Consider the following 13,171-nt stretch of genomic DNA (forward strand, 5'->3'; position numbering starts at 1 on the left):
AACGATTTTCTACAACGGACAAAGGGTTCACCACATGCCATCATTTTTCTGCCCATGCCCACGCGGCATGGAAGCGGCGCTCGCCGAAGAACTGGGCGAAATCGCCCTGACCAGCACCACCATGAAGGTGCACAACCAGGTTCCCGGCGGCGTGCACTGCTCCGGCGACCAGACTGACGCTTACCGCATCAACCTGCACTCGCGCATCGCCTCGCGCGTGCTGATGCGCATGGCGCACGCCAGCTACGCCAACGAAAACGACATCTACGACCTGGTCCTGGCCCAGCCATGGGAAGACTGGTTCAGCGTCGACCACACCATCCGGGTCGACGTCACCGCCGTCAAGTCGCCCCTGCGCAGCCTGGAATTCACCACGCTCAAAATCAAGGACGCCATCTGCGACCGCTTCCGCGACCAGTTCGACAAGCGCCCCTCGGTCAACACGCGCGAGCCGGACATGCGCATCGTGGGCTTTCTCGACAACCGCAACTTCACGGTCTACCTGGACACCTCCGGCGAAGCCCTGTTCAAGCGCGGCTGGCGTGAAGAAACGGGCGATGCGCCGCTGCGCGAAAACCTCGCCGCCGGCATGCTGCGCGTCTCCGGCTGGAAACCGGGCACGGTGCTGTTCGACCCGATGTGCGGCTCGGGCACCATCCTGATCGAAGCGGCCCAGATGGTGCAGGGCATTCCGCCCGGCGCGCGCCGCCGTTTCGCGTTCGAGAAGTTCCACAACTTCGTGGCCGCCCCGTGGCAGGACATGAAGAACGCGATCAAGCCGCTGCCGCTGCCGAGCGAACCGACCATTTTCGGCAGCGACATCTCGGGCGACATGGTGGCCATGACGCGCCATAACCTGAAAATCGCCGGCATCCTGTTCGACGTGCCGCTCAAGCAGATCGAGGCCCAGGAAGTGAAAGCGCCGACCGAGCAGCCGGGCATCCTGCTGACCAACCCGCCGTACGGCGAGCGGATCGGCGTGCGCGGCGACAGCACCATCCCGGCGGACGACATGTCGGTCGCGTTCTACTCGGCGCTGGGCACCACGCTCAAGCAGCGTTTCGCCGGCTGGACCGTGTTCCTGTTCACCGCCGACCTGACCTTGCCGAAACTGCTGCGCCTGAAAGAAGCGCGCAAGACGCCATTCTTCAACGGCGCGCTCGAATGCCGCCTGTTCAGGTTCGACATGGTGGCCGGCTACAACCGCCGCGAAGAAGCCAAGCCAAAACCGGAGTAAGCATGTTCCCCAGCCCGCCGCCCGACCTGCCGCCGGACCCCGTCACACCGGTCCCCCTGGCGCCCGTGAAGCGGCGCGCGGTGCCCGGGATGGTGGGCCTGGCGACCCTGCTGGCCGGGCTGTCGATGCTGGGACCGTTTTCGATCGACGCCTACCTGCCGGCCTTCCCCAACATCCAGGCGTCGCTGGGCGCCACCCCGATCGAAGTCCAGCAAACCCTGACCGCCTACATGCTCGCCTTTGCCGGCATGGTGCTGTGGCATGGCGCGCTGGCCGACGCCTTCGGACGGCGCAACGTGGTGCTGTGCGCGCTGGTGGTGTTCGCCATCGGCACCTTCGGCTGCGCCGCCTCGCATTCGGTGCATTACCTGTGGATCTTCCGGATCATGCAGGGCGTCTCGGCCGGGGCCGGGGTGGTGGTGGGACGCGCCATCATCCGCGACCTGTACGACGATGCGCCGGCGGCGCGCCTGCTCTCGCTGGTGACGATGATCTTCACGATCGCGCCGGCCATCGCACCCATCCTGGGCGGCTGGATCGTCAAGTATGCCGACTGGCGCACCATCTTCCTGGTGCTGCTGGCCTACAGCGTGATCCTGTTCGTCTACTGCTACCGGCGCCTGCCCGAAACGCTGCCGCTGGAAAAACGCCAGCCCTTCAATCCGCGCTACCTGTGGCAGAACTACAGCGCCATTTTCAGCTCGCCCCTGTTCCACATGAAGGCCGGCATCGTCGCCCTCAACTTCGCCGGCCTGTTTTTGTACATCGCGGCCGCGCCGGTGGCGCTGCCGCTGCACCTGCGCCTCGGACCCGACCAATTCGGATGGCTGTTCATCCCCTCGGTGGCCGGGATCTTCCTGGGCGCGCTCACGGCCAACCGCATCGCCGGCAAAATGAGCTTCGCGCGCCAGATCGGCATCGGCTTCGGCTTCCTGCTCACGGCCGCTTGCGCCAATCTGTTGTATCACAGCGTCTTTACAGCGGCGCTGCCGTGGAGCGTGGCGCCGATGTTTTTCTATACCTTCGGCATGGCGCTGATCGCCCCCGGCGCCACCCTGCTCGCGCTCGACCTGTTCCCGCACATCCGCGGCACGGTCGCGTCGTGCCAGTCCTTCGCCGTGACCCTGCTGGGCGCACTGGTGGCGGGCGTGATCGCGCCGTTCCTGTCGCATTCGATGCTGTGGCTGGCCATGGGCCAGGTCGGCTTCGCCCTGTGCGCGCTGGGCCTGTGGGTGTCCTCGCGCCTGTATCACCGCAGGCGTCCGGCGGCCCTGGGAGCGTGACCCGCGCCCACCCTTGACAATAAAAAGTTTTGCTTTGAGTAACGTTCCTCGGGTCAACATTCGTGCATATATGCTAAGATAGCCGTTTTTAAAACCTGACACGCTGCCCATACTTCGCGCGCGACAGGTGTGTGATCTTTTCGTCGTGGCCGCATCGCGTTGCGCGCCACCTCCAACCATCGACCATTTGGCGGCAGTTTTCGACACCATGCAGCATTCGGACAACGATCTTCGCAAGCGGCCCAGGCGCGCCCTGGCAGCACCGATTCCCGCAGCGGCCGGGCAAGTGCGCGTTGCGGATGCGGACGATGGATTCCGTTTAGGGTTCCAATGAACGACAATCCCGCCAGCGCGCTGTCGCAGACCGATGACGCCTCTTTCAGCGAGGCCGATGCGCATGCACTGCCGCGCATCCTGCTGATCGACGACGAGCCGCGCCTGCTGTCGGCCCTGCACGAACTGCTGCGCGACCGCGGCTTCGACCTGGTCACCGCCAGCAGCGGCGCCGAGGCGCTGGCGCAACTGACGGCGCGGCGCTTCGACCTGGTCCTGCTCGACCTGCGCCTGCCCGACATGAGCGGCCATGAAATCATGGACTTCATCAACGCGCGCGAGATCGACGCCGACGTGATCGTGATGAGCGGCGACGTCGGCATCGAGGCCGCCATCGGCGCCCTCAAGCGCGGCGCCTACGATTACCTGAGGAAGCCCTACAGCCGCGAAGAGATGCTCAAGACGGTCGGCAACGCGCTGCAGCAGCGCAGCCTGGCCCTGGACAACGAGCGCATCGCCTCGCAGCTGGAAAACTCCGAAAAGCTGTACCGCTACCTGGTCGACAGTTCGCCCGACATCATCTACACCCTCAATCACGAGGGCCGCTTCACCTTCGTCAACGACCGCGCCTTCCAGTTGCTCGGCTTTGCGCGCGAAGACCTGATCGGCCAGCATTACACGGTGCTGGTGCACGACGAAGACCTGGAGCGCGCGCGCTACGCCTTCAACGAGCGCCGCGTCGACGAACGGGCTTCGCGCAATGTCGAACTGCGCCTGAAATGCCATCCGCGCGCCGGCCAGGACCGCGAGTTCAACACCACCCTGATGACCATCTCGCTCAATTCGATGGGCATGCATGTGCCGGACAACGACGTCAAGAAGCTCGAGTTCTACGGCACCTACGGCGTGGCCCGCGATATCACCGACCGCAAGCGCGCCGAAGAAGTCATTTCGTACCAGGCTTACCACGACATCCTGACCGACCTGCCGAACCGCATGCTGTTCAAGGACCGCCTGGGCCTGGCCATCATCCAGGCCAAGCGCAAAATGACCGAGCTGGCGGTGATGTTCATCGACCTCGATCGCTTCAAGCTGGTGAACGACACGCTCGGCCACGTCAAGGGCGACGAACTGCTGCAGCAGGTCGCGCTGCGCCTCAAGCAATGCCTGCGCGATGGCGACACCCTGGCGCGCCAGGGCGGCGACGAATTTACCATCGTGCTGCCGGAACTGGCCGGCCGCGCCGAAGCCAAGGCCATCGCCGAGAAATTCCTCGCCTGCCTGCACCTGCCGTTCGACCTCGATGGGCACCAGGTGCATATTTCGGCCAGCATCGGCATTGCGATTTATCCGGGCGACGGCGAGTCGATCGACGAGCTGCTGCGCCATGCCGACATCGCCATGTACCAGGTCAAGGCGCTGGGCAAGAACGGCCAGAGCTTTTATCACAACTCGATGCTCGACGTGTCGCACCAGAAGATCGCGCTCGAACAGAGCCTGCGCAAGGCGCTCGAGCAGAACGAGCTGGAAATGTACTACCAGCCGCAGATCGACGTGATCACCGGCCGCATCATCGGCGCCGAAGGGCTGATGCGCTGGAACCATCCGCAGCGCGGCCTGCTGACCGCCAACGAGTTCCTGCCGTTCGCCGAAGACAATGGCCTGATGCTGCCGATTTCGGACTGGATGCTGGGCGCCCTGTGCCGCGACATGCTGGTCTGGAACGAGAGCGGCGGCGAAGCGATTCGCCTGTCATTGAACCTGTCGCCGCAATACCTCGACCGCGGCGACTTTTTCGAGAAGATGCGCGGCGCGCTGCTGCGCTACGGGATTTCGCCGGCCCAGATCGAAGTCGAAATCACCGAAAACATCTGCATCCGCAATCCGCAGTACGCGATCGAGCAGTTGAACAAACTGTGCCAGCTGGGGGTGTCGGTGGCGATCGACGATTTCGGCACCGGCTACTCCTCGCTGTCCTACCTGCACCGCTTCCCGATCCACACGATCAAGATCGACCAGTCGTTTGTGAAGGAAATCCACGACGAGCAGGGGCATTATCCGGTCATCCTGGCGATCATTTCGATCGCGCGGGGCCTGGGCCTGCACCTGATCGCCGAAGGCGTGGAAACCGAGGTCCAGGCGCGCTACCTCAAGTCGAACGGCTGCCTGACCATGCAGGGCTACCTGTTCCACCATCCGATTTCGCTGGGCAGCTTCCTCGAAGTGCTGCAGGAACAGGAAGTGCAGCTGGCGGCCTGCCGCGCCAGCGTGCCGCAGGCCAAACGCGCCTGACGCTGTTGCGCACAGCGCACGCATGGCGCGTGCCCCCGCCATGGGAATGGTGTACCATACTGTATATACATACAGTTAAAGACCAGGCCCATGGAACTGACCGACAAGCTCGAAATCCTCGCGGACGCGGCCAAATACGACGCCTCCTGCGCCAGCAGCGGCGCGCCCAGGCGCTCGTCCGAGGGCAAGGATGGCATCGGCGCCACCAACGGCATGGGCATTTGCCACAGCTACACGCCGGACGGGCGCTGCGTGTCCCTGCTCAAGATCCTGCTGACCAATTTCTGCGTCTACGATTGCCAGTATTGCGTCAACCGGCGCACTTCCAACGTGCCGCGCGCGCGCTTTTCGGTCGATGAAGTGGTCAAGCTGACGGTCGACTTCTACCTGCGCAACTACATCGACGGCCTGTTCCTCAGTTCCGGCATCATCCAGTCGGCCGACTACACCATGGAACAGCTGGTCGCCATCGCGCGGCAGTTGCGCGAAGTCCACAATTTCCGTGGATATATCCACCTCAAGACCATCCCGGACGCCGACGCCGCCCTGATCGCCGCCGCCGGCAAGTACGCCGACCGGCTCAGCGTCAACATCGAACTGCCGACCGAGGGCAGCATCACGCGCCTGGCGCCCGAAAAGAGCGTGCACACCATCAAGCTGGCCATGGGCGCGATCCGCCGCAAGCTCGACGAAAAAGCCCAGGAACCGCGCGCGCCCAAGTTCGCGCCGGCCGGGCAGAGCACGCAAATGATCGTCGGTGCCGATACGAGCGACGACCAGACCATCTTGAACACCGCCGAAACCCTGTACGGCAGCTACAAGCTCAAGCGCGTCTACTATTCGGCCTTCAGCCCGATCCCGCAAAGCCCCGACAGCGTGCCGCTGGCGCCGCCGCCCATGCAGCGCGAGCACCGGCTGTACCAGGCCGACTTTCTCATGCGCGGCTACGGCTTCAATGCGGCCGAACTGCTGCCGGCGGCCGGCAACCTGGCGCTCGACATCGATCCCAAGCTGGCCTGGGCGCTGGCGCACCGCGAGCATTTCCCGATGGACCTGAACATGGCCGAAGAAGCGATGATCGCGCGCGTGCCCGGCATCGGCCTGCGCAACGCCAAGCGGCTGGTGGATCTGCGCCGCCTGCGCCGCATCCGCTACGCCGACCTGACGCGCCTGCGCTGCAGCATGAAAAAGATTGCCCCGTTCATCGTCACGGCCGACTACCGCCCGGCCTCGGACACCACCGCGTCCGAGGTCCTGCGCCGCTCGATGGCCGAGCACTCACCACGGCAGCTGGAGCTATGGGCGCAATTGCAGGCGGCGTAAGCGCGGCCGCGTCGGCCGCGGCCGGGCGTCCGGTACTGGTCCACTCTTTTGAACAGTGGCGCCACGCCGCGCGCGACCTGCTGGCGCACAAAGTACCGCCCCATGCGGTGCAATGGATTTCGCACAAGGACGACGGCGATTTGTTTTCGCAGGGCGCGCAAGCGCCGGCCGCAAGCGCGGTCCAAGCAGACAGCAAGTCCACCATGCGCATTCCGCGCCAGCTGATGGACATGCTGCAAAGCGCGGCATGCTGCCGCGTGCCGAACCGCTGGGCCTTCCTGTACCTGGTGCTGTGGCGCTGGCAGCAGGGCGAAAAAGACGTGCTCTCGGCCGCCGACGAAGACGGCGCCCGCCTGCACGCCATGGTCAAGGCGGTGCACCGCGAGGAGCATGACATGCACGCCTACATCCGTTTCCGCGAGCGCCGCGAAGACGCCGGTCCGCCCCGTTTCGTGGCCTGGTTCGAGCCGGCCCACGACGTGCTGCCGCAGGTGGCGCGCCACTTCACCAGCCGCATGGGTAAGGTCAGCTGGATGATCGCCATGCCCGAGGCCAGCGTGCTGTGGGACGGCGCCACCCTGCACAGCACCGGCCCGCTGATGCGCGGCCCCGAAGACATCGACGACGCCGGCGAAGCCCTGTGGCTTACCTACTACCGCAGCATCTTCAATCCGGCCCGGCTTAACGCCGACCTGATGCACGGACACATCCCCACGCGTTTCTGGAAGAACCTGCCCGAAGGCGCGGTCGTGCCCGAGATGGTGTCGCAGGCGGCGGCCGGCGCGCGCAGGGTGGGGCAAACCCACAGCGTGGGGCAGCGCGGCGGCACCGTCATTCCCATCAGCGCCGACAAGGCCCAGCCGCAGCGCGACGCGCCCAGCACGCTCGACCAGTGCCGCCGCTGCGAACTGTGGCAGCACGCGACCCAGGCCGTGGGCGGGGCCGGCCCGCTGGAAGCGCGCATCATGCTGGTGGGCGAGCAGCCGGGCGACCAGGAAGACCTGGCCGGGCTGCCGTTTGTGGGCCCGGCCGGCCAACTGCTCGACCGCGCCATGGCCAAGGCCGAGCTGGACCGGCGCACGATCTACCTCACCAATGCGGTCAAACATTTCAAGTGGGAACCGCGCGGCAAGCGCCGCATGCACAAGACCCCGGCCCAGCGCGAGGTCGACGCCTGCGCTTACTGGCTCAGTAGCGAGCTGGAGCAGGTCCGGCCCGAGGTCGTCGTCGCCCTCGGCAGCACCGCGCTCAAGGCGGTCACGGGCAATCCGAACGCCACGCTCAAGGAGGTGCTGGGCAAACCCTTCATGCACGAGGGGCGCTGGGTGGTGGTGGTCTACCACCCGTCCTACATCCTGCGCGTGCCGGGCGAGGACATGAAGGCGCAAGCCTTCGGCGTGCTGGTCGACGGCTTGCGCCAGGCGCGCGCACTGGCGGGGCCGGTGGCGCTGGCCTGACGCCGCGCGCGCTTGCTCATGGGCCTCATACGGTCGGCCGCAAGCCGCCGGCGCGGGTGCCGATGCAGCGTACCAGCACATGGCTTGCCGCATAACACAGCATGACGATGGTGCCCACCAGCGCGTAACATAGTGGCCCCGGCTGCTGCATCAGGCGGTGGCCGAACAGGTCGGCGCCGATCGCGGTGAGCAGCATCATCAAGGGAAAATGAAACAGGAAGGCCACGCTGGCGCTGTCGGCCAGATGGCGATTGAGCCTGGCGAAGAAGGAAGGCGCCGCGCCAGGCGCCGCCGCTGCCGACATCGGGCTACGGTAGAGCACGCTGGCGACGGCGGCAAATCCCATGCCGACGATCACGTACTTCCACAGCAGCAGCAGCTCTCCCCAGGGCGCCGGCAGCAGGTCGGTGCGGGCGCCGGCCAGGCGCGAAAACAGGATCGCCGCCGCCAGCAAGGCCCAGGCCGCCAGCGGATGGAGCAGGGGCCGCGGCCACGGTCCGCCCAGGCCGACCGCCACGCCCAGCAGCCAGACCGTCAGCCAGGGCCAGAACGCCGGCGGCATCCACACCGCCAGGCCCAGCAGCAGCGCGGCGCCCGCAGCCACCCGCCGTGGCGCGTGGCTGCGCCATGCGCGCCGCAGCAGGACCAGCAGGCAGCATGACCACCACAGGTAGGCGTACAGATACAGCATGCCGTTGCTGCCGAAGGTCGGCGCCAGGGCGGGTTGCAGCATGAACAGGTTGGCGTAAAAGGTGGTCCAGCTCAGGGTGACGCTGCTAAAGGCGGGAAAGTCCGAGTACAGGCCCGAGCCGTTGAGGAAATGCACGCCGGCCAGGTCGAGCAGGCCGCCCAGTGCCAGCACCGGCAACAGCGCCAGGTGCGAGCGCCACCAGCGCGCGAGCAGGGCGCGCTCGCCCTGGGCCGCCGGCATGTGGCGCAAGAACAGGCCGACAAAGATGCCGTTGATTACGAAAAACACGGCAAAGGATTCGTGCCCGAGTCCGGTGAGGAAATAGAATACCTGGTCGATGCCGGAATGCGCCTGCAGCGCGTCGTAGTCGACGAACATGAGGAAACGCACGTGATACACGAGCGCCATCAGGGCGCTGATCCACAGCGACATGTCGAGAAATGTTGCAAAGCGTCTGTTCATGTCGCGCTCCTTCGCAAGGGCCGGACGGCAGCCCGGCGGCCCATTGTCTATGCATGTGATCGGCGCTAGTTTGTGGCCGGACAAAGTCGCAGGCCTTCACCGGCTCTTTGGCGTGACGCGCTGCCGGCGTCGAAACCCGCCCGGCGCCGGGCCGGACGGCCGCACGGGCCGGGAATCGGGCGGCAAGATGGCGAATGGATCGAAAACCCTTGGGCGCGGGGCGGCGGGGAGCTTATAATGCCTGCGACCGTTCAGGTAGTTCAAGCGTCCGAAGCGGACCAGGAATGCGGCTGTAGCTCAATGGATAGAGTATTGGCCTCCGAAGCCAAGGGTTGTGGGTTCGATCCCCGCCAGCCGCACCAGCAAGAAAAATCAGCGTTTCCCGCCCTCTTCATTTTGCGGCGGGGTAAACTTGTCGGTAGCAGTCATTCAAGCGTAGAATGCGTTGCACGCGGGTGTAGCTCAATGGTAGAGCAGAAGCTTCCCAAGCTTACGACGAGGGTTCGATTCCCTTCACCCGCTCCAGGAAATGACCACCTGGCGCACCTGTCCCCATATCAGCCTGCCTGCTCAGCTCGCGCGAAATTGCCCGATGCCATGGCTTTCGGCTTTTTGTTCCAGGAAGTCCTTCACCTGCCTGACGTATCGCTGCCGATAGCGCGACGCCAATGCGGCCAGCATCGCGTCGATGCTCGAACGTTCGCCTGGCGTGAGCCACGCTCCCAGATCCCTGAGTAAATAGATCATCGCGTTTTGATTGTGCAGGATATGTTCCGGCCGGGTCCTGGTCCAGGTGGTGCAGAAGAGCGCGCTGCGTATCAGTTGGCCGCGCTCCTGCAAGGGGAGCTTGTCGTCGGCTTCGTAGTCGCGCAGCGCGCGCTGGGCTGCGCGCCACGCCATTTTCTCAACCGACACGCGGCGCCAGTAAAACAGCAGCGCGATGGTGATCAGCAGCGCGTAAAAGGGGAGCGGGCCCCAGGAAATCATGATATTGAGCGCAAACAAACCCACGCCCAGGCCCCAGACCGGCATGACCAGTCCGACTCTTGGCTGCATTCCTAAAAAGAACTCGGCCGCGCCGCCAATGCCGAGCGTGAGGGCGGCCAGGACGAAGGGCGTGCCAACGTAAGAAAATGCCGGGAAAAGCGCGCAGAAACCGTAAAACAAGGCGGCGATTATTCCGAGCACGACGGCTGCTTCGAGATTGAACATCATGGGTGGGACGAGCGCAGTGCTGGTAAGGGGCTTATGTAAAGATATTGCTCAATTTAAGCATGATATCATGCCAAAAAGTAACAATCGTGACGGTGACGGTGACGGTGACGGTGACGGTGGCGCGCGGCTGGAGGCGGTACGCGCACCTGCCGGCCCCCCATTCCCGGCGCGCTAAAACGGCAACTCACCGGCATCCGACGATGCCGCGTCGATATCGATCTCGACAAATGCCACGTGTTCAAGCTGCACCAGCGCCAGCAGTTCGCTGGTCTGGAACGTGGCGAAGGCGCGAAAACCATTGTCTTCGATCGACACCAGCATGATCGGCAAGGCCGGGAAATGCGGCTGCAGCCGCACCAGCAGCGCCGGTCCGCGCTCGGGCAGCGTATCGGCCGAATCGACCAGCACGATCGCCAGCATCGATCCGCCCACGTTGATGCAGGCTGACTTCATCGACCACCCGACTGGTCCGGTTCGTTGCGTACTTGTGCAGTGTCGGCGGCGGCCTCCAGGTCGAGCGTCCATTGCACTGCTTTGAGTTGCACGTCTTGCGGGCGCAGGCAGGGGATCTTCAGGACGTCAGCGTCGGCAATCATATTGTCGTCGTTCGTATAAATCGCGCTGACGCGGTACTGACGCGCGATCGCCAGTATCTGCCGATCGATCTTTACCTGTTGCCACGGATGGGTAGACCTGCCTTTCTTGTTCCCTGTCGCACTGACGATTTCCTGATGGATCAGCGCTGCCTCATAGGCACCGATATCGTCAAAGGGGAGAATCCGCACATAGCTGCGCGAACGAAATGCAGTGGACAAGATGCTGGCCGAGGCATCGCTGCCGCACAGGTACTCGGCCCACGCCGGGGCAGGGATGCCAATCACTGTTTTGCTCAGCCTCAGTTCAGAGACAAGACCCTGAATCCCTTCCTTCGTTTCCGAAGTTTCCAGTCGGGATAGTTCAACAAGGACATTGGCATCGAACAGGATCAATCGAGTCCTCGCAGTTTGCGCCATTCGGCTTGGGGATGAGCCATTTTAGCCCAACCGTTGTCCGGGGACGCAAGAACAGCAAGCACGTCTTGAGGGGAGCTGGGATCGAGTATTTCCCAGCTATCGATATCGAGCAGCTCCAAGTTCCATTTTCCATCTTGTGCGCGCGTCCATCGACCATTGCCATGAACGCGGATTGGTGCTTCCAGATAATGCCGCGACAGATTTTTTGCTTTGCTGATGCCATGGATCTGGCATCGCAGTAGTTGACCTTCGAGGTCTTGCAGCGTGACCGGAATGGACGCGTCGCGACCACCAATCTTGATCACCGTGCCATCAACAGTCGTCGCCTTGGTGATCGAAACGACTTCCGCGATTTTTCGATTCCGCCCCGGAAAGGAAAGAACGATGCCGCCCTGCACATGCACCGCCCCAACCGCGTTGTCGTCGCGCAGCAGGGAATCGAGCTTGTAATAAGCCTTGTCGATGGCGGCCGTGGCCGTGCCTGAGTCGACGGACGACAGTTGCTTCATTACCGTTGTCATGGCTGGTTCATCCACCCACGCTTGCAGGAGTGCGCTGCCTGTTTCGACCATATCAAAGTGAACGTGGTCTTCACTTCCATACAAGGCCGACAGCGCGGATAAATACTCCGCCAGCCGCGCCATCGGAAGTGTGTCCGGTGTCCGGCTGTCAATGCTGAAAGTGATCTTTTCTTTAGTTTCCACGGAGTTCCTCGCCTACATCGAGTATAGCCATACTCTTCACGCAACGCTCGCGAATCATCAGATCCGGTCACTCTCCTTGCGCACCACGCGCCCGACGATGATGCAATCGCCGCCCCGGCATACCTTGCGATGGTACTTGCGCTTGTCGGAATTGTCGGACTCGAGCCACCATTCCCCCGCATCGCGCGAGAGCCGCTTGACCACCGCTTCGCCCTCGTAATTGACCGCGAACACCACGCCATCGGCCGGCCGGTTGTCGGCCGTGTTGATCACGATGATATCGCCCTCGTACAAGGTCGGCTCCATGCTCTGGCCCTTGACGCGCGTGGCCACCAGCCGCTCCGGGATGAAATTGTGCCGCCCCACCCAGGCCGCGTCGAGCGGCAAAGTGGCGCCGATATCGTGCCCCGGATCGGTCTGGAAACCGCTGATGCCGGCCGACAGCCGCAAGGTCACCATCTCGATCTGCACGAAGCGCGGATCGCCATCTTCGGCCACGATCACCGGCGCCATCTCTGCCGGCAAGCCGTCCGCGCCGGCCGCGCGGCGCGCCATTGGCCCCGTGCCTTCGTGCAGCCACTCGAAGGCCACCTTGCAGGCAGCCGCCAGCGCCGCCAGGGTGGCCGCCTCGGGTCCGCGCGTGCCGCTGCGGTTGAGGATGCGGTTAATGGTCGGCTGCGGTACGCCGGAGGCGCGCGACAAGGCGCTCTGCGACTGGAAACCGGCTTCTTCCATCGCGTGTGTAAGGCGGTCAGAGATAGTCATGCCGCCAATTATACACGTACGAATAGATATTTTCAGAACCGTAGCGTGCTCTTGTTGAAAATCTATCCGAGCACGTATAGACTGTGTACATGGACAAAGAAATCTCCACCCTGTTACGGGAAATAAAGGATGCAACCGGGTGGACTGAGATGCGAATCGCGAGGGCGCTGGGCACCACCCAGCCGACCGTCAGCCGCATCCTGAATGGCCAGGCGGATTGCAAAATCGCCACCTTCCACGCCATCTGCGCCCTGCACGCGCTGAAATGCCCGTTTGCCCCGCAAGCGGAACCGTGAGTTGACCTGAGCTGACCCGAGGCACCTATGAGCACCACCAAGATGGCCGGCGGCTTTCCCGCCGCAGCGGGACAGTCACGTCCGCACCTTGCCCGGCGCGCGGCGCGCGCACCGATCACCCATGTACTGGAACGCCGCAGCCCGGATGGCACTGACGCTC

General features: G+C 64.0%; 12 protein-coding genes and 2 tRNA genes. 8 read left to right on the forward strand and 6 right to left on the reverse strand.

The genetic code is table 11. The features are described from left to right. Positions 1-34: 34 nt before the first annotated feature. From F2P45_RS14550 to F2P45_RS14570, 5 genes are all read left to right on the forward strand, one after another. Positions 35-1,237, forward strand: a complete 1,203-nt coding sequence (locus tag F2P45_RS14550) for a THUMP domain-containing class I SAM-dependent RNA methyltransferase (protein ID WP_441295247.1) — start codon at positions 35-37, stop codon at positions 1,235-1,237. Between the two features lie 2 nt (positions 1,238-1,239). After that, positions 1,240-2,520, forward strand: a complete 1,281-nt coding sequence (locus F2P45_RS14555; protein WP_166876179.1) for a multidrug effflux MFS transporter — start codon at positions 1,240-1,242, stop codon at positions 2,518-2,520. 330 nt (positions 2,521-2,850) lie between these two features. Beyond that, complete coding sequence (locus F2P45_RS14560; RefSeq protein WP_166876182.1) at positions 2,851-5,085, forward strand: putative bifunctional diguanylate cyclase/phosphodiesterase; 2,235 nt, start codon at positions 2,851-2,853, stop codon at positions 5,083-5,085. A 90-nt stretch (positions 5,086-5,175) separates the two neighbouring features. Next, on the forward strand, positions 5,176-6,408 hold the full coding sequence (locus F2P45_RS14565; RefSeq protein WP_166876185.1) for a putative DNA modification/repair radical SAM protein: 1,233 nt from the start codon (positions 5,176-5,178) through the stop codon (positions 6,406-6,408). Further along, the gene (locus tag F2P45_RS14570; RefSeq protein ID WP_166876188.1) at positions 6,384-7,865 is read left to right on the forward strand and encodes a UdgX family uracil-DNA binding protein; all 1,482 of its coding nucleotides are present in this window, start codon (positions 6,384-6,386) and stop codon (positions 7,863-7,865) included. Before F2P45_RS14565 ends, F2P45_RS14570 begins: the two co-directional genes overlap by 25 nt. A 25-nt stretch (positions 7,866-7,890) precedes the next feature. On the opposite strand, the gene F2P45_RS14575 is transcribed toward F2P45_RS14570, so the two are convergent. Beyond that, positions 7,891-9,018, reverse strand: coding sequence for a hypothetical protein (locus F2P45_RS14575; RefSeq protein ID WP_166876191.1), 1,128 nt, complete (start codon positions 9,016-9,018; stop codon positions 7,891-7,893). Positions 9,019-9,304: 286 nt separating this feature from the next. Between F2P45_RS14575 and F2P45_RS14580 the strand changes: the two genes are divergently transcribed. Next, positions 9,305-9,380 (forward strand) — tRNA-Arg (locus F2P45_RS14580). Between the two features lie 89 nt (positions 9,381-9,469). Continuing rightward, positions 9,470-9,543: transfer RNA gene (locus F2P45_RS14585), tRNA-Gly, on the forward strand. A 45-nt stretch (positions 9,544-9,588) separates the two neighbouring features. Here F2P45_RS14585 and F2P45_RS14590 read toward each other — a convergent pair. From F2P45_RS14590 to F2P45_RS14610, 5 genes are all read right to left on the reverse strand, one after another. Beyond that, positions 9,589-10,233, reverse strand: coding sequence for a hypothetical protein (locus F2P45_RS14590; protein ID WP_166876193.1), 645 nt, complete (start codon positions 10,231-10,233; stop codon positions 9,589-9,591). Between the two features lie 171 nt (positions 10,234-10,404). After that, entirely contained in the window at positions 10,405-10,686 is a 282-nt protein-coding gene (locus F2P45_RS14595; protein WP_166876196.1) for a hypothetical protein, read from the reverse strand. Then, positions 10,683-11,222 (reverse strand): PIN domain-containing protein, encoded by a 540-nt coding sequence (locus F2P45_RS14600; protein WP_166876199.1) that lies wholly within the window; start codon positions 11,220-11,222, stop codon positions 10,683-10,685. Before F2P45_RS14600 ends, F2P45_RS14595 begins: the two co-directional genes overlap by 4 nt. Beyond that, complete coding sequence (locus tag F2P45_RS14605; protein WP_166876202.1) at positions 11,219-11,950, reverse strand: hypothetical protein; 732 nt, start codon at positions 11,948-11,950, stop codon at positions 11,219-11,221. The genes F2P45_RS14600 and F2P45_RS14605 overlap by 4 nt, the downstream gene beginning before the upstream one ends. Before the next feature lie 57 nt (positions 11,951-12,007). Further along, positions 12,008-12,715, reverse strand: coding sequence for a LexA family transcriptional regulator (locus tag F2P45_RS14610; RefSeq protein WP_166876205.1), 708 nt, complete (start codon positions 12,713-12,715; stop codon positions 12,008-12,010). A gap of 89 nt (positions 12,716-12,804) precedes the next feature. On the opposite strand from F2P45_RS14610, the gene F2P45_RS14615 reads away from it, so the two are divergent. Further along, positions 12,805-13,011 (forward strand): helix-turn-helix domain-containing protein, encoded by a 207-nt coding sequence (locus F2P45_RS14615; protein ID WP_166876207.1) that lies wholly within the window; start codon positions 12,805-12,807, stop codon positions 13,009-13,011. The last annotated feature ends 160 nt before the right edge of the window (positions 13,012-13,171 follow it).

The sequence above is a fragment of the Massilia mucilaginosa genome (assembly GCF_011682145.1).
Lineage (GTDB): Bacteria > Pseudomonadota > Gammaproteobacteria > Burkholderiales > Burkholderiaceae_D > Telluria_A > Telluria_A mucilaginosa.